This window comes from Pseudomonas sp. N-137, from assembly GCF_034555295.1.
In the GTDB taxonomy this organism is placed as follows: domain Bacteria; phylum Pseudomonadota; class Gammaproteobacteria; order Pseudomonadales; family Pseudomonadaceae; genus Aquipseudomonas; species Aquipseudomonas rhizophila.
Window position 1 is genome coordinate 200,758 of record NZ_JAXUDQ010000029.1, and the last position, 22,616, is coordinate 223,373.

The window sequence follows — 22,616 nt, forward strand, 5'->3', positions numbered from 1 at the left end:
TTAAGACTTGATCACTGACCCCAGGAATCGCGCAAGGTCACGGTACGGTTGAATACCGGAGCACCGGGTTTCGAGTCCTTGATATCCGCGCAGAAGTAACCTTCGCGCTCGAACTGGAAACGGTCTTCCGGCTGTGCGTTGCCCAACGAAGGCTCGGCACGACAACCAGTGAGTACTTGCAGGGAGTCAGGGTTGATGTTGTCCAGGAAGCTGGCGCTGTCCTCGGCCTTTTCAGGGTTCGGCGAACGGAACAGGCGATCGTACAAGCGCACTTCGCACTCGACGCTGGCAGCGGCCGGCACCCAGTGAATCACGCCCTTGACCTTACGACCCTCCGGGTTCTTGCCCAGAGTCTCGGGATCGTACGAGCAATGCAGTTCGACGATGTTGCCGTCGGCGTCCTTGATCGCTTCGTCGGCGCGGATCACGTAGCTGCCGCGCAGGCGCACTTCGCCGGCAGGCTCCAGGCGCTTGTAGCCTTTTGGCGGCTCTTCCATGAAATCTTCACGGTCGATGTAGATTTCCCGGGCGAACGGCAGGACGCGCACGCCCATGTCTTCTTTCGGGTGGCAAGGCAGCTCGAGGTTCTCGACTTTGTCTTGCGGGTAGTTGGTGATCACCACTTTCAACGGACGCAGCACGCACATGGCGCGTGGGGCGCTGTGGTCCAGGTCGTCGCGGATACTGAATTCCAGCATGCCGAAGTCCACCACGCCGTCGGAACGGTTGGTGCCGACCATCTCGCAGAAGTTGCGGATCGATTTTGGCGTGTAGCCACGACGACGGAAGCCCGACAGCGTCGACATGCGCGGGTCATCCCAGCCGTTGACGTGCTTTTCGTCCACCAGTTGCTTGAGCTTGCGCTTGCTGGTGATGGTGTAGTTCAGGTTCAGGCGGCTGAATTCGTACTGGCGCGGCTGAGCCGGCACCGGCAGGTGCTCCAGGAACCACTCGTACAAAGGACGATGGCTTTCGAACTCCAGGGTGCAGATCGAGTGGGTGATGCCTTCGATGGCGTCCGACTGACCGTGGGTGAAGTCATAGTTGGGGTAGATGCACCATTTGTCGCCGGTCTGGTGGTGATGGGCGTGACGGATGCGGTACATGATCGGGTCGCGCAGGTTCATGTTCGGCGAGGCCATGTCGATCTTCGCGCGCAGCACCCGTGCGCCGTCCGGGAACTCGCCGCCGCGCATGCGGGCGAACAGGTCCAGGTTCTCCTCGACGCTGCGATCACGGAACGGGCTGTTCTTGCCCGGCTCGGTCAGGCTGCCACGGTATTCCTTGGCCTGCTCGGGGGTCAGGTCGCACACGTAGGCCTTGCCGGCCTTGATCAGCTCCACCGCCCAGTCGTGCAACTGGTCGAAATACTGCGAGGCATAGCGCACCTCACCGGCCCATTCAAAACCCAGCCATTTAACGTCGCTTTCGATCGCGTCGATGTACTCCTGGTCTTCCTTGGCCGGGTTGGTGTCGTCGAAACGCAAGTGCGTGACGCCGCCAAACTCCTGGGCCAGGCCGAAGTTCACGCAAATCGACTTGGCGTGACCGATGTGCAGGTAGCCGTTGGGCTCCGGCGGAAAACGGGTGACGATCTGCGTGTGCTTACCCGAATCCAGGTCCGCCTGGATGATCGGGCGCAGGAAATTGACCGGCACGGCCGGGCCGGTCTTGGAATTCGAGGTAGGGTCGACAGTGGGCTTGCTCATAGGATCCTTGAACGTACAAGTGCGCGGCCGGGTGCGGCCTGATAAATCAAAGCCCGTATCATAGCCGATGCTGTCAAGCACCTGACAGGCCAGGTCGGTAAACGATTGAATTTAATCGACGACCCGATGAAAAACAGCCTCGAAAAACCCGCTCGGCGCGCTAAACTGCCCAGCCTGGCCGATTAAAGCCAGACCGGTTGCGGGCAGCAAAGCCCCGAAACCCACGAATTCCTTGAAAGAGTAGCGATCATGACTCAAGTCAAACTGACCACCAACCACGGCGACATCGTCCTGGAACTGAACGCCGAGAAGGCACCGATCACCGTTGCCAACTTCGTTGAATACGTCAAGGCCGGCCACTACGAAAACACCGTTTTCCACCGTGTAATCGGCAACTTCATGATCCAGGGCGGCGGTTTCGAGCCAGGCATGAAAGAAAAGAAAGACAAGCGCCCAAGCATCCAGAACGAAGCCGACAACGGTCTGGCGAACGAGAAGTACAGCGTCGCCATGGCCCGCACCATGGAACCGCATTCGGCTTCCGCGCAGTTCTTCATCAACGTGGCCGACAACAGCTTCCTGAACCACAGCAGCAAGACCACCCAGGGCTGGGGTTACGCGGTGTTCGGCAAAGTGGTTGAAGGCACCGACGTGGTCGACAAGATCAAAGGCGTTTCCACCACTTCCAAGGCCGGCCACCAGGACGTGCCAGCAGAAGACGTGATCATCGAGAAAGCCGAGATCATTGAGTGATACTGCTGATTTCAGACTTGCATCTGGAAGAGGAGCGCCCGGACATTACCCGGGCGTTTCTGGATTTGATCGCCACACGCGCCCGCTCGGCGCAAGCGTTGTACATCCTGGGCGACTTTTTTGAAGCCTGGATCGGCGACGATGCCATGACGCCGTTCCAGCGTTCCATCTGCCAGGCCCTGCGCGAATTGAGCGACAGCGGCACGGCCATTTTCCTGATGCACGGCAATCGTGACTTCATGCTCGGGCAAGCCTTCTGCAAAGCGGCCGGCTGCACCCTGCTCAAGGACCCCAGTGTCGTGCAGTTCAACGGCGAACCGGTGCTGCTGATGCACGGCGACAGCCTCTGCACCCGCGACGAAGGCTACATGAAGTTGCGGCGCTGGCTGCGCAACCCGGTCACGCTGTTCATCCTGCGTCACCTGCCGCTGGGCAGTCGCCAGAAACTGGCGCGCAAACTGCGCAGCGAAAGCCGCACGCAGACGCGAATGAAAGCCAATGACATCGTCGACGTCACGCCCGAAGAGATCCCGCGGATCATGCAGGAATACGGCGTGAAGACCTTGATCCACGGCCACACCCACCGCCCCGCTATCCATAAGCTGCAACTGGGCGAACACGCCGCCCGGCGCATTGTGCTGGGGGATTGGGACAAGCAAGGCTGGGCGTTGCAGGTGGATGAACAGGGGTTTGCCTTGGCGCCGTTTGGTTTTGGCAATGCGCAGTTGGCGTTGCCAAGCAACTGAAGAACGCAGATATCCCTTGTGGGAGCAAAGCTTGCTCGCGATGCAGGCGACACGGTTCCACTGCAAGACCGTGTCATCGTTCATCGCGAGCAAGCTTTGCTCCCACAGGCTCGCTCCCACAATGGATTGCATTTCACTTCTGAATCAATGCCCCGCCGACGCAGGCCCCGCCTTCGCCGCAAACGGCGGCTTCGCCAGCCACACCAACACGATCAAGCCCATGAACGCCCAACCCAGCAGCGTGAAGTAATCCACGGTGGAGAGCATGTACGCCTGGCTGTTGAGGATCTGGTCGAGCTGGGCATAAGCCGGTGTGCTCGCGCCACCGAGATGGTTAAGCGCCTCGCGGGTGGCCGGCTCATAGGTGCTGATGCTTTCACTCAGGTAGGCATGGTGCTGGTCGGCCCGGCGTATCCAGATCCAGGTGGTCAGCGATGCGGCAAAGCTACCGCCCAGGGTGCGCAGGAACGTCGCCAGTCCCGCACCATCCGCGATCTGTTGTGGCGGCAGGTCCGACATCAGGATGCTCAAGGTCGGCATGAAGAACAGCGCCACGCCGATCCCCATGAACAACTGCACTAGGGCGATGTGCCGGAAATCCACTTCGTTGGTGAACCCGGCGCGCATGAAGCAGCTCAGGCCGATGGCCAGAAACGCCAGCCCGGCCAGCAGGCGCAGGTCGAACTTGTGGGCGTATTTGCCAACGAAGGGCGACATCAATACCGGCAGGATGCCAATGGGCGCCACCGCCAGCCCGGCCCAGGTGGCGGTGTAGCCCATCTGGGTCTGCAACCACTGCGGCAGGATCAGGTTGATGCCGAAGAACCCGGCGTAGCCCCCCACCAGCACAATGGTGCCGATGCGAAAGTTGCGGTAGGCGAACAGCCGCAGATTGACCACCGGATGGCGGTCGGTCATTTCCCAGATCACAAACACCGCCAGGGCAATGACCGAGATCAGCGCTCCGATAATGATGAAGTTCGACTCGAACCAATCCAGGTCGTTGCCTTTGTCGAGGATCACCTGCAGCGCACCGACACCGATGATCAGCGTGATCAACCCCACGTAATCCATTGGCTGGTGGCTGGTGACCACCGGCCGCGCCTTCAGTTGCTGGCGCACCACCATCACGGCGAAGATCCCGATGGGCACGTTGATAAAGAAGATCCACGGCCAACTGTAGCTGTCGGTGATCCAGCCGCCGAGGATCGGCCCGGCGATCGGCGCCACCACCGTGACCATCGCCAGCAACGCCAGGGCCATGCCGCGCCTGGCCGGCGGATACACGGCAATCAGCAAGGTCTGGGTCATGGGGTACAACGGCCCGGCCACCAGCCCCTGAAGAACACGAAAGCCAATCAGCTCCGGCATCGAAGTCGAGATACCGCACAGAAACGAGGCGAGCACGAACAGCAGGGTCGCCCACAAAAACAGCTTCACCTCGCCAAACCGACGGCTGAGCCAGCCGGTCAGCGGCAGCGCGATGGCGTTGCTCACCGCGAACGAGGTGATGACCCAAGTGCCCTGCTCCGAACTGACACCCAGGTTGCCGGAAATGGTCGGCAAAGCGACGTTGGCAATGGTGGTGTCGAGCACTTGCATGAACGTCGCCAACGACAGCCCGATGGTGCTGAGCAACAGGCTGGGCGGCGTGAAGGACGCGTTATTGCTCATTGCGAAATCCTATGAAGCAGAGGTGGCGAAATCCCTTAGGGCCAGACACAAACCCTGTGGGAGCGAGCTTGCTCGCGATAGCGGTGTATCAGTCACCACCGATGCTGGCTGGGCCAATGCCATCGCGAGCAAGCTCGCTCCCACAGGTTCATGCCCATAACTGACTAGCGCTGCGCGGTCTTGCTCGCCGCGGCACTGTTTTCGTGAATCAACCGGGTGATCATCGCGTCGGCGTCGACCAGTTGCCGGTCATAGACCTGGGTGCTGAAAGAGGCTTGTTTCGGTGGTTGCTGGGCCAGCACCGGACCACTCTGGTCGCGCAGGTTGACGTCGACCTGGGTCGACAGGCCGACCCGCAGCGGATGCTTGGCCAATTCCTGGGCGTTGATATGAATACGCACCGGCACCCGCTGCACGATCTTGATCCAGTTGCCGGTGGCGTTCTGCGCTGGCAACAAGGCAAACGCGCTGCCGGTGCCCGCACCGAGACTGTCGACGGTGCCGCTGTACTTCACGTCGCTGCCATAGAGGTCCGTTTCGATGTCCACCGGCTGGCCGATGCGCATGTCCCGCAGCTGGGTTTCCTTGAAGTTGGCGTCAATCCATAACTGATCCAGCGGAATCACCGCCATCAGCGCCGTGCCCGGCTGCACCCGCTGGCCCAACTGCACCGTGCGCTTGGCGACGTATCCGGTGACCGGCGCGATCAAGGTGCTGCGGGCGTTGGTCAGGTAGGCCTGACGCAATTGCGCGGCGGCCGACTGCACGTCTGGATGGGAAGCCACCACGGTGTCATCCACCAAGGCACTGGAGGTCTTGAGTTGCTGTCTGGCGTTGGCCAACGCATTCTGCGCCGAGGTCAAATCGTCACGGGCGTGGGACAGTTCCTCCCGGGAAATCGCCCCGCCGGCCGCCAGGTTCTTGCGTCGGTTGTAGTTCTCCTGGGCCTTCTGTACTTCGGCCTCCTGGGCTTTGACCTGGGCGCGCATGCCATCGACGTTGCTGTACAAGCCACGCACCTGGCGCACGGTACGGGCCAGATTGGCCTGGGCACTTTGCAGCCCGACCTCGGCGTCGTTCGGGTCAAACTGCACCAGCACCTGGCCTTCGCGTACCAGGTCACCGTCGTCGGCACCGATGCTCACCACGGTGCCGGTGACCTGCGGTGTGATTTCCACCACGTTGCCGTTCACATAGGCGTCGTCGGTGCTCTCGCTCCAGCGGCCATACAGTTCGTGCCAGGCCCAGACGCCCAGGCCACCCAGGACGACAATCAGTGCCAGCCCCAGCAGCATCAGCTTGCGCTTGCGCGGGTTGCTGCTGTCCTGGGCAGTTTCAGAGGGTTGGGTAGTTTCGGCAGTAGCCATGACAAGTACCTCGAATCAGTTGTGCGACGTGGTGGAGGCCGGCGCGGCCGAAGCCAGGGTGTCGGCCTCGAAGCCACCGCCCAGGGCCTGCATCAGTTGGATCGACAGGTCGATCTGCTCGGCATTCAGGTTCGCCAGTTGGCGCTGGGCCTGGAGCAATTGCTGCTCGATGCTCAGCACATCCAGGTAATTTCCGATGCCGGAGCCATAGCGCTGGACCACGGTGTCGTAAGAGTTCTGCGCGATATCGGTAGCGTGTTGCTGCGCGGCGATCTGCCGAGCGATGTCGCGCAACTGGTTGATGGTGTCGCTGACATCTCCAAGGGCCTTGACCAGGCTCTTGTTGTACTGCGCCACCGCCATGTCGTAATCGGCATCCCTGGCATCCAGGTCCGCCCGCAGTCGCCCACCGTCGAAGATCGGCAGCGACACCGTCGGCGCTACGTTGAAGAAGCGGCTGGCCGAACCGAACATCGCGTCTCCCAACAATGACTGCACCCCCGCCGCCGCGCTCAGGTTGAGGTTGGGGTAGAACTGAGTCTTGCCGGCTTCAATGTCCTTGCCCGCCGCCTCGACTCGCCAACGACCGGCGACCAGATCCGGACGACGGCCCAGCAATTCGGCTGGCAGGTTCGACGGCAGGGCAACGGCGCTGGCTTGCAGCACGTGAGGGCGAGCAATTTCATTGCCGCGGTCCGGCCCCTTGCCCAACAGCACCGCCAAGGCGATTTTTGCGCTTTGCAGGCGTTTTTCTGCGTCGATCCGACTCGCATCGGCGCTGGCTTCCAGGCTTTCGGTCTGCTGGAACTGATATTCGCTGTCGATCCCGGCGCTGAGGCGGCGCTTGCCCAGATCGAGCATTTGCCGGGTGCGCTTGAGGTCCTCGGAGGCCAGGTCATAAATGATATGGGCCTGCCCCAGATCGCTGTAGGCCCGGGCCACGTCAGCGGCGAGCGTCAGGCGAGCGGCCTGCCGGTCGATCTCGGCGGCGCGGGCCTCGCCCAGGGCCGCTTCCCAGGCCGCACGCTGGCCGCCCCAGAGGTCGAAGTTGTAATTGAAATCCACGCCCAGCGAACGCAGGGTGCTGTACGCCCCGCCCTGCCCTTGCGGGTCCTGGTCACGGGCCAGCCGCGAACGGCTGACACTGGCGCTGGCATCCAGGGTCGGCATGCGCGCCGCATTGGCGGCGTATGCAGCGGCACTGGCCTGATGCACCCGGGCGCTGGCGATCTGCATGTCCGGGCTGTCGCGCAACGCTTCGTGGATCAGACCGTCGAGTTGTGGATCGCCGAGGCTTTTCCACCAATCGCTTTTCGGCCAGGAAGCGGGCGACAGCGTGACGCCGTTGAGAGACTGCCCGGCCTTGAGGTTTTGAGCCTCAAGGCGGACGCCTTCGGTGTTCAGGCCGCTGTAACTGGCACAACCAGCCAGGCTCATGGCCAGCAACACCAGGCTGATGCGGGTACGCAAGGTTTTACGACTCATTTGTCCCCCAACCGCAACACGGTGATGGGATCACCGGCGGCGAGCAGAATTTTCTTGAGGATTTGTTCGAGGATTTGCAACTCCTCGCGGCTGATGGCGCCCGCCAACTGGTTCATGGCATCGGCGCCGATAACAGGCAGACGATCGGCCAGGGCCTGGCCGGCTTCGGTCAGCACCAGTCGCACCTGCCGACGGTCATCCGCCGAGCGCTGGCGGATCAGAAAACCTTTCTGCTCCAGACGATCGACCATTCGCGTCATCGAGCCGCTGTCCAGGGACAGGTACCGACACAGCTCGACCGGCGTATCGATGCCGTGCTGGGCCATGATGATCAACACCTTGAACTGCGCGGCGGTGATGCCGACGGGTTCCATGTGGGTGTCGATGATTCGGTCTTTGAGCAGCGCGGCACGACCGAGCAGCATGCCGAGGTGGCAATTGTGGAAATCGTCCGGGGTGAAATGTTTCATCTGACCACCTTTTACTGCCTAGGCAGTGAATGTATGTCGAGATTTTACTGCCTAGGCAGCAAATGTCAAACAAATAGTTAGGTTGCTATGCACAACCCGACAAACGCAGATAAAAAATGTGGGAGCGAGCCTGCTCGCGATAGCGTCGTGACAGTCAACATTGAGTCGGCTGATACATCGCTATCGCGAGCAGGCTCGCTCCCACAGGGGTGGCGCGAAGGCTTAGAAATCGCGCTTGTAGAAGATATCCAGGGAGCTGGCGACGCCGCTGGCGGCTTCCAGGTACACCCGCTTGCTGAGTTTGTAGCGCAGGGCGATGGTGTTGGCCGGTTCGAACACGCCGACGCCGTAACGCAGGCTGAGTTTTTCCGTCAGATTGCCGCTGGCCACGACGCTGGTGGTATCGCCGCTGCCCTGGGTGTCGAGCTGGAAATCCTCGATGCCCAGATTGTTGGCGAGGCTGGTGGTCACCCCCGCACTGCCCATCAGCCCCAGGCCCAGTGCCGCCTGGGCGAGCATGTTGTTGTCCTCGCCCGTGGTGCTCAGCGGCCGGCCGAGTACCAGATAAGACAACGCCTGCTCCTGGCTCATGGCCGGTTCAGAGAAGATTTGCGTGGTCGGCTGTTCGGCGCTGCCGCTCAAACGAATGCCGGCGATCACGTCGTCGGTCTGGCGAATCGCTTCGATATCCAGGTAAGGCTGGTCGATCGGCCCGGCGAACAGCAGCCGCGCCCGACGCACCGTCAGCCGTTGCCCATAGGCCCGGTAGCGACCGTCGTTGAGCCAGAGTTCACCGCGAGTGTCCATGTTGTCGCCGATGTGCACCTGGCCTTGTACGTTGGCCGTCAGGCCGAAGCCCGAAAACGCGAGCTTTTCCTGGCCCACGATCACATCGATGTCCATCGCCATGGCCATCGGTGTCTTGCCCTCCTCGGTCTGGTGGCCAACGATCACCGTATCATCCGACACCTTGACGGTAGACGGCGGCAGTTCGCGCACGGTGATTTCGCCTTTGGGCACCAGGACCTTGCCGGCGATGGAAAGCCGCTCGCCCTGCAACGTGAGGGTCAGGTCCGGCGCCACCTCCAGCACCGCGTAAGGCTCGACGGTGACCGGCAATTGCGAACCCTTGAGCGCCAGGTCCATGCTCAGGGCTTCGCCCCAGCCGATGTCCCCGGTCAGGCTGCCTCGGCCGCCCTTGCCACTTTTCCAGTCACCGTTGAGGCGCACCGTTTCACCGGCAATCGTTGCGCGCATCTGCAAGTCTTCGAGGCTGACCGGCAGTTCCGGGCCGGACACTTCGCCATCGCTGATCAACAGGTTGCCGTTGACCTGGGGCGCCAACAAACCACCCGACAGCGTGCCGCTGCCATTCAGGTGACCGGTGAGGGTTTCCACCATTGGCAGGAATGGCCGCGCCACGGACAAGTCCAGGCCGCTCAGGCGGAACGAGCCGCTCAGCGGTTTGCTGGCCGGCAACGGATTGATCTGCGCCTGGAGCATCAGTTCGCCCAGCTTGGCCCCAACGAAATTCAGGCTGGTGTCGATCCGTTTGGGCGTCAGGCGACTGTCGAGGGTCAAGGTCTGGTAGGGGAAGTCCAGCCATTGCTCAGCGTCGCGGTCCTTGTCCCGGATCCGCAAAGTGCCGCCGCTGGCGTCCACCAGAATGCGCCCGTTCGGGCCGCTGGCCGGCAGGTCCAGTTGCAGGTCGGCGTTGAGTCGGCCCTGCCAGGCAAAATCCTTGGGCATCCACTGGGCCAGGCTTTCGATGGGGAATTGCTTGAGGTGATAGCGCAGCTTCGGCTCCGGCATCAGGCGCTGATCCTCACCACACAGGCTGGCCTCGCCGGAACGCCAACAGTGGGCCCCCAGGTTGAGCGTGCCATTGGCCAGGCGCTCCAGCTTGGCCGGGGCTTGCAGACGCCAAGCCTGGCCGCCGGCCTGCACATTGCCAGTGCTGAGACGCCCGCGCCAGTTGCCTTGGTCGAGCACGCCATCGAGCGCCAGGGCCGTTTCCAGCTGCGGCCCTTGCAGGTCGAGGGTCAGTTTTTGCTGCCTGATGTCGCCCTGCCCGCTCACCGTCAGGACACCGAGCGACGTATCGCCCGCCCGAATGCCGCTGGCCTTGAGGTCAACCTTGCCGCGCTGCGCGCTGTCGAGGGTCGCATCCAGGTTCAGGCTTTGCAGGCGGTTGTCCTGCAACGCCAGTTGCGTGCCTTGCAGGTCGAGCTTGCCTTGGGGGGCCTTGAGTGTCCCGGCCACGTTGAGGCGACCGACCAACTGGCCGCGCAATTGCGGCCAGAGTTGGGCCAGGCGCGAGAGTTTGATATCGATCTGACCGCTGAGTTTTTCTTGCAGGCTGCCCGTGCCGTTGATGCGGTTGTCACCCAGGCGAATGTCCAGCGCGCTGAGGTTCCACTGCTCACCAACACCGTTGGCCTTGGCTTGGAACAGCGCCGGTTGGCCGCGCAACTTGCCCTTGAGGTCCAGGTCCGCATCAAGCTCCAGGCGGTCATTTTTCATCGAACCCTTGCTGCGCAACGGCCCGGCCAGGGTGCCGGGCAGCTCCCCCAGCCAGTACGCCGGGTTGATGGCCGACAGTTCCAGCGCCGTGTCCCAGGCGATGCCGTCGGCAAACTCCAGGTTCAGATGGCCTTCGGCCTTGCCCTGCCCGGCGGCGAGTTTGAGTTCCGGCAAATGGATTGTCGTCAGGTCGCCGCTGAATGGGCTGTCCAGGCTGAACGCTCCGGCGGGACCGTCCAGCGCCGCCTGGAAATTGCCCAGGTACTTGCCATCGGTATACGACACTTCACCATTGAAACTGCGCAGCGTCACTTGCGGCTCGTCGATCAGCGGATAGAGGCGATGCCAGGGGAAGTCCAGCCAGGCGATTTTCGCCTCGGCGCTCAGGCCTTCGCGCCAATCCAGCTGGCCGGTGAGCTTGAGGTATTGCTGATCACTGGCGTTGAGGTCCAGGCCGGCGATCTGCGCACCGTTGGCGTCCACTTTGCCTTGCAGCAGCAAGGCCACCGGGCCTTTTTCGGCGGGCAACGTTGCCTTGCCAAGCAACTGGTAGCCGCTGTTCAGATCGCCTTCGCCCGTCAGCTCCAATTGATTGAGCATCAGGGTATCCGGCAGATCGGCGCTGGCCCTGAAGCCGTCAGCGGTGATGCGTACCTTGGCCGGCAGGTTGTCCGCCAGCGGTTGCAGCTCACCGACCAACCGGCCTTGCAGATAACCACTGCTGTCGGCGTTGAGGTTGAGGGTTTTGAGCAGATTGCCATCGATGTTCAGGTCCAGCGTCCAAGGCGTGGCGCCTGGCGCCGGCAAGGTCAACCGGCCCTGGGCCTTCAGCGGCCAGTCGCCGCCGGGTTGCAGCAAACCGGACAGCGTCAGGCTCAGCTCGTCGCGCTGCAGCTGCACCGAGTCGATCTGCAGACCCTGGGCGGTCCAATGCGCGGCCAGTTGCAAGCCCTTGAGCTGTTCGCTGCCATTGAACAACAGGCTGCCGACCTGCACGTCGCCCAGTTCCAGGGCAAGCGGCAAGTTCAGGTCCGGCAAGGTGATCGGACCGCTGCTCGGTTCGTCAGCGGACGGAGGAAATTGCAGGCTGACCTTGTCGGCCTTGAGCTGATCGATGCACAGGGTCATGCGCGCCAGGCATAGCGGCGACCAGGCGAAAATCACCTGATCGAGTTCCACTCGGCTGCTGTCCTGCTGCCACAACAGGTGGTCGGCACTCCACTGGCCGCCCAACCGTCCCTGAAAATTATCCGTACTCAAACCCGGCACAACACCAAGCGCCCAACGGCTGCCCCATTGCGTGCCGAGCACGATGCCCAGGGTCAGCAAGACCACCAGCAGCAACGTGCCGAGCGCCAGCAGCGCTATTTTCAAACCGCGATTCACAACTCGGGCCCCATGGAAAAGTGCAAGCGAATGCCGCCGTCGTCGTCCAGCGCATGGGCGAGGTCGAGGCGGATCGGCCCCACCGGCGACACCCAGCGCACACCGACGCCGACACCCGTCTTGAGGCTCGGCAGCTCAAGGCTGTTAAAGGAGTTGCCTTGGTCGACGAAGGTCGCCACCCGCCATTTTTGCGCAATCGAATACTGATACTCGAGGCTGCCGGCGACCATGTAGCGACCACCGATGCGATCCCCTTCGGAGTTTTCCGGTGACAGGCTCTGATAATCGTAACCGCGCACGCTCTGGTCGCCACCGGCGAAGAAGCGCAGGGATGGCGGGATGGATTTGTAGCCATTGGTGGCACTGCCACCGACCTGGGCCCGGGCCAGCAGACGATGCTTGTCGAACACCGTAGTCAGGCCCTTGACCATGGCCGTGCCATATAAAAGGTTGTTGTCCGATCCAAGCCCTTCCTTGGCGACCTTGGTGTCGAATTGAATGCGATAGCCGTTGCGCGGATCGATACGGTTGTCACTGCGCAGGTAGGAATAGCTCACGCCCGGCATCAGCAAGGTGCTCAGGCCCGAATCGTCGCCGAGCCGATACTCCTCACGCTGCCACTTGAGCGACACCACCCGTTGCCAGCCACTGGGCAACTTGCTGTGCCATTCCGGGCCCACGGTCAGCAGCTTGCTGAGGCTATCGGTGCCGGACAGCTCTTCATATTGATAGCCACCGGCGTAGCGCATCTTGTCGGTCAAGGGCGGGTCCAGGGGTACGTCGTACCAAAGGCCAACGTTCTGCCGGGGCGCCGACACTTCGGCTTCCCAGCCATAACTGTGGCCCTGGGGATTGACCCAGTGGCGCGTCCAATTGGCCTTGGCCCGCGGGCCGACGTCGGTGGAGAACCCCAGGCCCAGGCCCATGGTGCGCGGCTTGCGGGTCTCGAGCTTGACCGCCACCGGGATCACGTTATCGGTGGCGGCGGTCGGTGCCGCGTCCACCCGAACGCCTTCGAAATATCCGCTCGATTGCAGGGCCTGGTTGAGTTCTGCGATGAGTTCCGAGTCGTACGCCTCGCCCGCCTTGAACGGCACCATGCGCTGCAACAACTCTTCATCAAAGGGCGTGTCACCCTCGAAATTCACCGGGCCCAGGGCGTAGCGCGGGCCGCTGTCGTAGACCAGCTCGATGTCGGCCACGCCGGCCTGGGGGTCCACCAACAGCTTCTGGCTGACAAATCGCCCGCTGAAAAATCCGTAGCGCGAGGCTTGGTTCTGGATGATCCGTTTGGCGTCTTCATAGCGCCCATGATTAAGCACCGCGCCAGGTTTGAGCGCGACGTTGTCCGGTACACGAAAAGCCTTGAGGGAAGCGGCCGGGCCATCGATGCGCACGGTGACATTGCGCAGGTGCACGGGCTCGCCAGGGTCGATGGTCAGGATCAGGCGCGGGGTCTTGCCGCCCTCGACCTCGCTGTCGATCTGCGGCTGGTAGTAACCCAACGCCTGGGCGGCTTTGCGCGCCTGTTCTTCGGCACCCCGACTGAAACGCAGCAAGGCCTCTTCGTCACGATCGCCCACGCCGCCGATATAGCCTTCTACGTTAGCCTTGAGCTGGTCGTTGGACGGCTTGACCCGTACATCCAATTCACTTTGTGCCAGTGCCGCGCAGCTGAGGGACAGCAAGAGCGCACCACTGGTCATTCGTCCTGGGAAATTCATGGCGCGGATGCTATCACGAGCTTGGAAGCCTGATAGAGCCGGACATGTCTCAAAAGTTTCCCCGGATTACGCCGTCGCGCTCTGCAATACCTGCGGGTTGGCGTGAAAGAAGACATGTTCGCGGACGGGTCCTACCGCAATCTCGCCGATTTCCTCATAACCCTGACGTTTATAGAACTCCAGGTAACGTGGGTTGCCGGTATCCAGCACCACACCTTGGGAGTTTTCGTCCACCGCACACCAGTTATGCACCGCCGCCAGTAACTGTTCGCCGAAGTGTTGGCCTTGGAACTGCGGATGAACTCCCAGCAGGGGCAATACATGGACAGAATCCGACGGCAGGCAAGCCGTCACTGCGGCATGGTAGTCCAGGTAACGCCGGGTGCAGCGAAAGCCGGTGCTCAACACCATGCGCAGGCGCCAGGCCCAGCTTTCAGTGATACCCAGGCGGCGCTGCGGTGGAGCAATCAGTGCGATGCCGATCAGGCGGTCGTTGACCAGCAAGCCGATGGCCGGCAGATCCTGGAGAAAATGCTGTTTGACCAACTCACGCACCGTGGCCCGTACCCGATGTTCATAACCGGGCCGCTCGGATTCGAACAGGAAGCTGAAGGTCGGTTCATGACGATAGGCCTGGTAGAGCAATGAACGTGCCTCGCGGGAATAACCGCTGTCGAGCATATGGATGTCGGCGATGGCGGTGGCGGTTTCTGGCATGACGGTCAATCTCCTGGGCGAGGCTCGGTGAGGCCCCGCTCTTATTGAGTACGAACCCGATTGGGCTGTGATCGTTCCTACATGCACAGGACATTAGCAGCGCATTTGTCCTACTGCCACGCTGGCCGTGCTCCTACATGTCAGCTAGCATCGCAGTTTTGCCAGGACAGCCGACCATGAAGATCGTCTCCTTCAACATCAACGGGCTGCGCGCCCGCCCCCATCAGCTGGCGGCGCTGATCGAGAAGCACCAGCCGGACGTGATCGGCCTGCAGGAAACCAAGGTCCACGACGAGCAATTCCCCCTGGCCGAGGTGCAGGCCCTGGGTTATCACGTGCATTACCATGGGCAGAAGGGCCACTACGGCGTCGCCCTGCTCTCCCGCCAGGCTCCACTGACGTTGCACAAAGGCTTCGAGAGCGACGAGGAAGACGCCCAACGGCGTTTCATCTGGGGCACCTTCGCCGATGCCAACGGCGTGCCGGTGACCATCATGAACGGTTACTTCCCCCAAGGCGAAAGCCGCGACCACCCGACCAAGTTCCCGGCCAAGGAGCGTTTCTACAACGACCTGCAACAACTTCTGGAAAGCCGTTTCAGCAACGACCAGCCCGTGGTGGTGATGGGCGACGTGAACATTTCCCCGGAAGACAGCGACATCGGCATCGGCCCGGACAACATGAAACGCTGGCTGAAAACCGGCAAATGCAGCTTCCTGCCGGAAGAGCGCGAGTGGATGGCCCGCCTGAAGAACTGGGGCCTGGTGGACAGCTTCCGGCACCTGAACCCGGACGTCACCGACCGCTTCAGCTGGTTCGACTACCGCAGCCGCGGGTTCGAAGACGAGCCCAAGCGTGGCCTGCGCATCGACCTGATCCTCACCTCCCATGGGCTGCTGCCACGGGTCAAGGATGCCGGGGTGGATTATGAACTGCGCGGCATGGAGAAACCTTCGGACCATGCGCCGATCTGGCTGCAGTTGAGCTAAATCCGGGGCATACACAAACCTTGTGGGAGCGAGCCTGCTCGCGATAACGGCGGCACATTCAAAATCAATGTGGCAGTTGCACCGCTATCGCGAGCAGGCTCGCTCCCACAAGGGATCTTCGGCGAACTGCGGCTGACAAGTCGCACGCCTGTCACTTTTCAGTAACCTGACTGACTTAATCTTCCGGCACGTTCTCAGGTTCAGAAGGTGTCGGCATGCGGCTGCGCGTTGTTTTTTTCATGGGCCTCTGGCTGCCGCTCACGGCATGGGCCAGCGGCCTGCCGATTCCCGAACACGGCCCCGCGCTGCGCCTGCAGGGCTCGAACACCATCGGCGCCACGCTGGGGCCGGCGCTGGTCAAGGCGCTGATGGTGGATCAGGGGCTGCTCAAGGTCCGTACCGAAATCACCGACCGTGAGAACGAGCAGCGTATCGTCGGCCAGGCCGCCGATGGTCGGCGGGTGGAAATCGACATTGCCGCCCATGGCTCCAGCACCGGATTTGCCGCCCTCAAGCACGCCAGCGCCGAACTGGCGGCCTCTTCGCGACCGATCAAGGACAGCGAGCTCAAGGAGTTGGCACATCTGGGGGACCTGAAAAACCCCAGCGCCGAACAGGTCATCGCCATCGATGGCCTGGCGATCATTCTTCATCCACAAAACCCGCTGCGCCAGCTCGACACCCGGCAACTGGCGAAGATCTTCAGCGGCGAGGTGAACACCTGGGAATCGGTGGGCGGCGCCGGCGGCCCGATTCATCTCTACGCGCGGGATGAGCAATCCGGCACCTACGACACCTTCAAGGAACTGGTGCTCAACCGACAGGGAAAACGCCTGGCCCCTTCTGCCCGGCGCTTCGAATCCAGCGAGCAACTGTCCGACGCTGTCAGCCAGGATCCGCAAGGCATCGGTTTCATCGGTTTGCCCTACGTGCGCCAGGCCAAGACGCTGGCGATTGTCGACGGCGACTCCCAGCCCATGATGCCGCTGACCCACCTGATCGCCACCGAAGACTACCCTTTGTCGCGCAGGCTGTTCTTTTACCTGCCACCGCAAGAAACCAACCCGTGGGCCGAGGCACTGGTTGAGTTCACCCAAAGCGAAAAAGGCCAGGCCATCGTCGCGGCCAACGGGTTCATCGCGCAAACCGTCCAGGCCATGGCCGTCACCCCCAATGCGCTGATGCCTGAGGGTTATCAGGCCCTGAGCCGCCATGCCCAACGGCTGTCGGTCAACTTCCGCTTCGAAGAAGGCAGCGCCAGCCTCGACAACAAGGCCCAGCAGGACCTGGGGCGTGTGCTCGCCTATATAAAGCAGCACGACAAGCTCGACCGCCGAGTGACGCTGGTTGGGTTTGGCGACGCCAAGGACGACCCGGCACGCGCCGACCTTCTGTCCCGGTTGCGGGCCATGGCGGTGCGGCGCGAATTGGTCAAACACGGTGTGGCGCTGCGCGAAGTACGCGGCTTCGGCGCCCTGATGCCGGTGGCGGCCAACAGCGAGGATGAAGGTCGGGTCAGGAATCGGCGGGTGGAGGTCTGGGTTTACTGACACCGAAAGGCCAAATGTTTATCCCGTCAGCCACGGCGTAGGACCTGACCACCTCGCCTTGCGCCGTTGCCTACAACTACGCCAGAATCCGCCGGCTTGTGCGCCTTGGGGTCGGGCTTTATCGTTTTCCGGTCGCTGACGAATCAGCGATCGGGTTTGGTAGCCCGGTTTTCCTGGTGCACGTGCAACCTGACGCAGGGGATTTCTATGCCCTCTGTTTTATGGTGGTCATGCGCAGGGCGTCCTCGGACGCGCCGGGTTGCCAGGTAACCGGTCTACCAACCTTCGTATGGCCACCTCCCTTCGTTTGGTAGCGAAAGGGATGGCTCCAATTTCTTACCTGGAGTTTCATCTATGTTCAAACCAACACCTAATCCGCCAGACACCGATCCAACCACCCTCAACACCAAAGAATTCGACAAAGCCGCCGACCGCGCCCTCGACTTCTACCTCAAGCCCAAACCCACCAAGCCCGAGCCTGCTCCAAGCCAAGTCTTCACCGTCGTCAACGGCATCGACACCGAAGCCCTGCTCGCCAACCTCAGCGAAACCCTGGCCTCGGCCAATGCCATGGTCAGCGACCTGGCCTTCGATCTGGAAGGTTCCCGGCGCCACGTCGCCCTGGGCATTCAGCAACTGATCGAACTGGGCGGCTTGCTGGCGAACCGAGCGCTGGATAACGTCGACCCACGCTAGCCGCTACCACACACTCCCACTATGGGAGCGGGCTTGCTCGCGAAGGCGGCGTACCAGTCAGCACTTGATTGGCAGGCAGATCGCCTTCGTGAGCAAACCCGCTCCAATTGCATCGCGAATTCATTTCCAACATAAGCAACTATTAAGTCCAGCAAGAGTTCTTCAGGCAGCCCCCGCTCCACGACAACACTTATCGCACTTGTTTACACATCACTTCTTGCCAACTTTTATTCCAAAATCCATAGTCCGGCGCCTCACACAAAACCAAGTACGAGCAGTTCGCCATGAAGTTCACCACTATCACCACCGCAGCCGCCATGCAAAAAATGAAGAACTTCATTATTGCCTGCCCTACGGAAAAACTGACTTATGCAAAAAAACGCTTTCAGCAGCTTGGATATCATTCCGCCTTGGAAATGTCTGACGAAGACATTCTCAACGCATTAAAATCCAATGAAAACAACATGCAGGCTTTTATCCAACAATACGAGGCCGTTAAAGACACACCCCTTATCGATCCGCCCCTTGACACTCGACTTCTTAACTTGAGCAACAGTTTTATCAACACTGCCGTGCCCCCGGCGATAGAGTTGATTCTCGCCACCCTTGACGAAAACACACCCTCACCAGCCTGCATCTCCCAGCACATCAGCACGCACATAGATGATCTGTTCAATGACCGGGAGCATCTGCGAGAAAAGCTCCGCTTGATATTGTCACTGATCCAGCAACCAATGCTCCAATCAGAAATCATCTACACAGACCTGAACACTTTCCGTCATATTTACCAACCCATTACATCCCCTGACGCAACAGAGTCTGAAGAAACCTACGGCCTGGCCTTCCTGGATCTCATGGGAGTTGAATTATGCGTCCTGATTAATCAGCCCTGCCTTGAGTTGAACGCACGGCATACACCTAAGATTGCAGGATTCCAGAACGAGTTTTATCTATACACCCTACTGCATGAGCTGACGCATCTACTGATTGGATCGAATGACGACTCCTACAATACGCCCACCGAGGAAGCAGAAGACATCAACCTCTATTCCACTGCGAACCTCAAACCACACGAAATCGACAACGCGGACAACTATTGCACCTTAATATTCATCACCCTCGCATTTATGCATAAGCGGGGGTGCCTGAACCTCACTCAATTTTAAGAAAAAATCAATCCGCTGCTCTGGTGCAATTGACTGAGCGAAGGTGCCTTTGCGCCGATAGGAACCGATGTCAGCCGCGCTACATCCGGCGTGAAGCACCTGCGGCACGTTGCCGGAGTGGCGGTTGACGCGGTACTGGCAGTCGTAGAAGCGAAAATTGATCAGCGACAACCAATGGGACAAATTTATTTGACTCTGGCCCAACCGATTGGCGCACCCGATCCTCGCCATCCCACTGCTGTTAAACTGCGCTCCCGTCGCATTCGTCACCTCAGATCCTCATGCCCTCACAAACTGCATCACCCCAAGCCCTCTCCCGTCGGTTCAGCGTTGCGCCGATGATGGATTGGATGGATTAGTCGCTGCGCCCGCCGCTCCGCTTGCTTAGCGGCGCTGTTTTCGTCCTTTCTGTAGCAAATATTTAGCAAGCGCAGCCTGGCGTCTTACAGCCGTGCAGCACTGGCCGAGAATTACACCGCTATGTAGGGTGGGTTCTGCTTGGTGTTCAGAGGTAGTGAAATCGGGGGGTTTGTACTTAGGGCGACCTGATTTTTCTCGCCAAAACGCAACGATTGGTACGGAAAATGGTACGAGAACTCATGCATCCCAAAGCCCCGCGTCGGCAGAAACGACACGGGGCTTTTTCTTAACTGGAGACACCCTTTTTCGCTCGCTCAGTGTCGGCTTTCGGCCAAAAGCAGCCGCTCAACTGTGCCTATCAAACTAGGGGCATTCAGTATGTATAAACTGATATCACCTGCTATAAGTAGAGGCGTTGATTTTTTGCATCGAGGGAAGCATGCTTGAATTTCAGATTACAGCTACAGGGGTCGATCTTGAATACGAAGGGGATCTGGGAGCCAATGACAACTGGGTCTGGGATGAGTTGACGACCAACAACAAAGCGCGAATATCTCGAATATTTTTGTTCAAATCTTCAGATTTGTTAAATCCTCCCTCCCCCAGCCAAAATTTTGAGAATTATAAGTATCAGTTTCGATTCGGAACATTCGAAAATGACTATGTGAGGATTCCTGCGCGGATCCTTGAAATCAAAAATGATTTGCTCATAAGTCGTGATATAACACTCAGGCGGTCGCTCTTTGTTGCTGAGCGCAATATCTCGATCTTTCTTCGTCTATCAGAATTACTAGATCACTCCAATTCCATTGTAATAGGAGGGACACACCCCGACGCAATACCGAGAGACGTATTTGAGGAGTTGCTCAAAAAATTCCCGAACACCTACGAACTCAACCGCTACGCCGATGCTCGTGTTCAAACAATACTTTCTCAGTACTTGGATGGTATGAGGGATGCACGGGGCCGCTATGAGAACTATCTCAACAAAAACAAGTCTTTCGCGAGCACCAGCAAAATCGATTTGGATGTATTGAAGAAGCTGGAAATCGAGAAATACATTTTGATTCGAGACCTGATACAGGACTCCTTGGCGACTAAGAAAAGTTGGACCGAGGGTGACTGGCAGAAGCTGATGCTGTCCTTCCTCCTCCTTTTGTTCCCAAAATATATCATGGTTCTCGAGAACGTCACTATCCACGACTACTACAGTAAACCAAGCAAGAAAACTGATCGTTTTATCGACATTGCCTTGATTGATGCCAATGGAAATCTTGACGTCATCGAAGTCAAAAAGCCCTTCGATGACAAAATCCTTCGCAAGAGCCAATATCGTGGAAATAGTATACCGACCTCAGAGTTGAGCGGTAGCATTATGCAGGCCGAAAAATATCTGTTCCACTTATCGAAATGGGGTATCAACGGTGAACAGGCCCTCACCAAAAAATACACCACTGAACTACCGCCGGGCATGAAAATTCGGATCTCCAATCCCAAGGCGATTATCATCGTCGGACGCGATCAAATCGGCGGTACCAATATGACAGGAGGTCAGTTGTTGGACTTCGAGATAATAAAACGCAAGTATGCAAACATGATGGACATCATCACATACGATGATCTGCTGCGACGGCTCAATAACACCATTGCTGCCCTTGGCGGCTGAAGGGTCGCTCAAATGCGATTTTTCAATGACTACTCTTGGCCAACTTTTGACGGTCTTGTCCTGCAGAACCGGCTCAGAGTAGTCACAGCATTTCCCATGCTGACCGAGGTACGTTCGTGTTTGTTGGGAAGATCGGCCTAGTAGCTGGCCTTTCGCGAGACCTGAAACGCTATTGGTTCCGAAATCCACTCATCAATATCCCAGTAGAGTAAAGCCTCAACTTCGCCACCAGTAGCTATTGGTTCGTCATTATCACGAGAGAGTCTGATTTTTGAGATGATCAGTAGGCCTGTTGATCCCTTATGTTCTCGATGGAGATTAACTTCGTTTTTTGTCATCAGTACCGAATCACAGATATCACTGGTCGTGCCCTTCACCTCAACCATAAGCTTCTCACCAGCTTTCTTGGCAAGAATATCAAATGAGTCCGTTGCTGAAGTATCCCGCGACTCAAAGCCCTTTGCAGCCAGATATTGTATCGCCAGTGCCATAGCTTGAAGCTCAACTACCTGCCGTTCCTTTGCTGTCAGCCCTCGCCCTTGCTTTCCTGCTGTACGTCTCAGAGGCTTGGCAATTATGGCAATTTCCCCAGCGTCTTGGTCGCCTGGAGATATATCTCGTTGCTCAATCTGAGCAAGATAAATCTCGCTGAGGCGTTCTGCAGCTCTAAATAATAGAAGGTCAAAATCGATGGTCGGTAAGTCTGAGACTGCGATACGCTTAGCAAATGCCGTGGCTTTCTCGAATGTTCGTGGCAGTGGCGCTTTCGCACCCAGAACAATTTCATCATCAAAAGGGCTGAGCGTCTTCCATTTTTGCTGAACGACGAAACGAGCCCATGAGGTTCGTTTACAAAGTTCATCATTAGATACTGGCTGGAGATCGCCCCCGCGCCAGATCGTGCTCCCACACCCTACTGTGATGAAAACAGCAGAACCGTTAGCTGCAAAGTGAATTACCAGATAGAACCCTTCACGCGGGTTAGGGGACATTGCTCTAGAAAAGATGCGTACCCACGGGGCTTCTGTCTTTCGCCCGATACCATCCGAGCCCTCAACAGCAAGATCATCAAAGACACTATCAAATGCCTTCTGTAGAGCTGGTAAACGGGAGCGTAACTCCCCCGCGAGCACTGACCGAATGAGATACCCCCGCTCTTGCATTTCGTGCGTGTTGATTGATGAGTACTTGGGCTGCAATCCGCAAATTTTCCTCAACGTGCTTTCCACTAAGCGGCTCCAAGTTTCTCTACGCAATCTGCTTTCAAATGCGAAACGCGTGAGCACTGTCGTCTAGCTCAGCGGGTTTCGCGTTAGGTAGACTGGAAGTTATCAATTTATCGCTAGCAGATCACTCTATTGTTACGCGCATTCTGAACCGGGGTAGCTTTTGCTCGGCTGAGTGTCAGCTTCTGGTCGAAAAGCAGCCTTTATCACCAACGATGGATTGGACGGAGCAAGGTCATACATCCCCACCTTTTCTTGTATGTATGGAGTTCAGGCGCCGCCCTCGTAGTAATTTTTAAGCAATCACCAATCGGTTCGGCCGCCGCTATGCTTGAGTTTTTCGATGAAGTGGCGCAAATGTCTGGAGAATACTCATTCAAATAGACACCTCGATCATCTACAGGCCGTC

General features: G+C 59.1%; 16 protein-coding genes. 7 read left to right on the forward strand and 9 right to left on the reverse strand.

From position 1 onward, the window contains the following. Positions 1-11: 11 nt before the first annotated feature. On the reverse strand, positions 12-1,709 hold the full coding sequence (locus tag T3A99_RS20775) for a glutamine--tRNA ligase/YqeY domain fusion protein (protein ID WP_076385540.1): 1,698 nt from the start codon (positions 1,707-1,709) through the stop codon (positions 12-14). Between the two features lie 249 nt (positions 1,710-1,958). Between T3A99_RS20775 and T3A99_RS20780 the strand changes: the two genes are divergently transcribed. Then, positions 1,959-2,462, forward strand: a complete 504-nt coding sequence (locus T3A99_RS20780) for a peptidylprolyl isomerase (RefSeq protein WP_047229369.1) — start codon at positions 1,959-1,961, stop codon at positions 2,460-2,462. Further along, on the forward strand, positions 2,459-3,208 hold the full coding sequence (locus T3A99_RS20785) for a UDP-2,3-diacylglucosamine diphosphatase (protein ID WP_047229312.1): 750 nt from the start codon (positions 2,459-2,461) through the stop codon (positions 3,206-3,208). Before T3A99_RS20780 ends, T3A99_RS20785 begins: the two co-directional genes overlap by 4 nt. Positions 3,209-3,352: 144 nt before the next feature. Here the strand turns inward: T3A99_RS20785 and T3A99_RS20790 are convergent, their stop codons facing one another. From T3A99_RS20790 to T3A99_RS20820, 7 genes are all read right to left on the reverse strand, one after another. Next, positions 3,353-4,882: a DHA2 family efflux MFS transporter permease subunit gene (locus T3A99_RS20790; protein ID WP_076385545.1), complete on the reverse strand. Its 1,530-nt coding sequence runs from the start codon at positions 4,880-4,882 to the stop codon at positions 3,353-3,355. Positions 4,883-5,046: 164 nt separating this feature from the next. Next, positions 5,047-6,249, reverse strand: a complete 1,203-nt coding sequence (locus T3A99_RS20795; RefSeq protein ID WP_107322887.1) for an efflux RND transporter periplasmic adaptor subunit — start codon at positions 6,247-6,249, stop codon at positions 5,047-5,049. A gap of 15 nt (positions 6,250-6,264) precedes the next feature. Then, on the reverse strand, positions 6,265-7,734 hold the full coding sequence (locus T3A99_RS20800; protein WP_173407132.1) for an efflux transporter outer membrane subunit: 1,470 nt from the start codon (positions 7,732-7,734) through the stop codon (positions 6,265-6,267). Then, positions 7,731-8,204, reverse strand: coding sequence for a MarR family winged helix-turn-helix transcriptional regulator (locus T3A99_RS20805; protein ID WP_047229308.1), 474 nt, complete (start codon positions 8,202-8,204; stop codon positions 7,731-7,733). Before T3A99_RS20805 ends, T3A99_RS20800 begins: the two co-directional genes overlap by 4 nt. Before the next feature lie 222 nt (positions 8,205-8,426). After that, positions 8,427-12,113, reverse strand: a complete 3,687-nt coding sequence (locus tag T3A99_RS20810) for a translocation/assembly module TamB domain-containing protein (RefSeq protein WP_322834758.1) — start codon at positions 12,111-12,113, stop codon at positions 8,427-8,429. Next, positions 12,110-13,837, reverse strand: a complete 1,728-nt coding sequence (locus T3A99_RS20815) for an autotransporter assembly complex family protein (RefSeq protein ID WP_322834759.1) — start codon at positions 13,835-13,837, stop codon at positions 12,110-12,112. The genes T3A99_RS20810 and T3A99_RS20815 overlap by 4 nt, the downstream gene beginning before the upstream one ends. 66 nt (positions 13,838-13,903) lie before the next feature. Next, complete coding sequence (locus T3A99_RS20820) at positions 13,904-14,554, reverse strand: GNAT family N-acetyltransferase (protein ID WP_047229305.1); 651 nt, start codon at positions 14,552-14,554, stop codon at positions 13,904-13,906. Between the two features lie 176 nt (positions 14,555-14,730). On the opposite strand from T3A99_RS20820, the gene xthA reads away from it, so the two are divergent. The 5 genes from xthA to T3A99_RS20845 all read left to right on the forward strand — a co-directional run bounded on the left by xthA (position 14,731) and on the right by T3A99_RS20845 (position 20,981). Next, complete coding sequence (gene xthA, locus T3A99_RS20825) at positions 14,731-15,543, forward strand: exodeoxyribonuclease III (RefSeq protein ID WP_047229304.1); 813 nt, start codon at positions 14,731-14,733, stop codon at positions 15,541-15,543. A 215-nt stretch (positions 15,544-15,758) separates the two neighbouring features. Continuing rightward, positions 15,759-17,093 (forward strand): phosphate ABC transporter substrate-binding/OmpA family protein, encoded by a 1,335-nt coding sequence (locus T3A99_RS20830; RefSeq protein ID WP_322834760.1) that lies wholly within the window; start codon positions 15,759-15,761, stop codon positions 17,091-17,093. Between the two features lie 354 nt (positions 17,094-17,447). Beyond that, entirely contained in the window at positions 17,448-17,789 is a 342-nt protein-coding gene (locus T3A99_RS20835) for a DUF6124 family protein (protein WP_076385558.1), read from the forward strand. Between the two features lie 284 nt (positions 17,790-18,073). Beyond that, on the forward strand, positions 18,074-18,955 hold the full coding sequence (locus tag T3A99_RS20840) for a hypothetical protein (RefSeq protein WP_322834761.1): 882 nt from the start codon (positions 18,074-18,076) through the stop codon (positions 18,953-18,955). 799 nt (positions 18,956-19,754) lie between these two features. After that, entirely contained in the window at positions 19,755-20,981 is a 1,227-nt protein-coding gene (locus T3A99_RS20845) for a Shedu immune nuclease family protein (RefSeq protein ID WP_322834762.1), read from the forward strand. A gap of 137 nt (positions 20,982-21,118) precedes the next feature. Here the strand turns inward: T3A99_RS20845 and T3A99_RS20850 are convergent, their stop codons facing one another. After that, positions 21,119-22,210, reverse strand: a complete 1,092-nt coding sequence (locus T3A99_RS20850) for an MrcB family domain-containing protein (RefSeq protein ID WP_322834763.1) — start codon at positions 22,208-22,210, stop codon at positions 21,119-21,121. Positions 22,211-22,616 lie beyond the last annotated feature (406 nt).

Bases quoted from the DNA above. Each gene is read 5' to 3' on its own strand.
- T3A99_RS20820 (WP_047229305.1), bottom strand. From the start codon at position 14,554: ATGCCAGAAACCGCCACCGCCATCGCCGACATCCATATGCTCGACAGC.
- T3A99_RS20775 (WP_076385540.1), bottom strand. From the start codon at position 1,709: ATGAGCAAGCCCACTGTCGACCCTACCTCGAATTCCAAGACCGGCCCG.
- xthA (WP_047229304.1), top strand. From the start codon at position 14,731: ATGAAGATCGTCTCCTTCAACATCAACGGGCTGCGCGCCCGCCCCCAT.
- T3A99_RS20805 (WP_047229308.1), bottom strand. From the start codon at position 8,204: ATGAAACATTTCACCCCGGACGATTTCCACAATTGCCACCTCGGCATG.
- T3A99_RS20795 (WP_107322887.1), bottom strand. From the start codon at position 6,249: ATGGCTACTGCCGAAACTACCCAACCCTCTGAAACTGCCCAGGACAGC.
- T3A99_RS20835 (WP_076385558.1), top strand. From the start codon at position 17,448: ATGTTCAAACCAACACCTAATCCGCCAGACACCGATCCAACCACCCTC.
- T3A99_RS20830 (WP_322834760.1), top strand. From the start codon at position 15,759: ATGCGGCTGCGCGTTGTTTTTTTCATGGGCCTCTGGCTGCCGCTCACG.
- T3A99_RS20840 (WP_322834761.1), top strand. From the start codon at position 18,074: ATGAAGTTCACCACTATCACCACCGCAGCCGCCATGCAAAAAATGAAG.
- T3A99_RS20780 (WP_047229369.1), top strand. From the start codon at position 1,959: ATGACTCAAGTCAAACTGACCACCAACCACGGCGACATCGTCCTGGAA.
- T3A99_RS20815 (WP_322834759.1), bottom strand. From the start codon at position 13,837: ATGAATTTCCCAGGACGAATGACCAGTGGTGCGCTCTTGCTGTCCCTC.
- T3A99_RS20845 (WP_322834762.1), top strand. From the start codon at position 19,755: ATGCTTGAATTTCAGATTACAGCTACAGGGGTCGATCTTGAATACGAA.
- T3A99_RS20800 (WP_173407132.1), bottom strand. From the start codon at position 7,734: ATGAGTCGTAAAACCTTGCGTACCCGCATCAGCCTGGTGTTGCTGGCC.
- T3A99_RS20790 (WP_076385545.1), bottom strand. From the start codon at position 4,882: ATGAGCAATAACGCGTCCTTCACGCCGCCCAGCCTGTTGCTCAGCACC.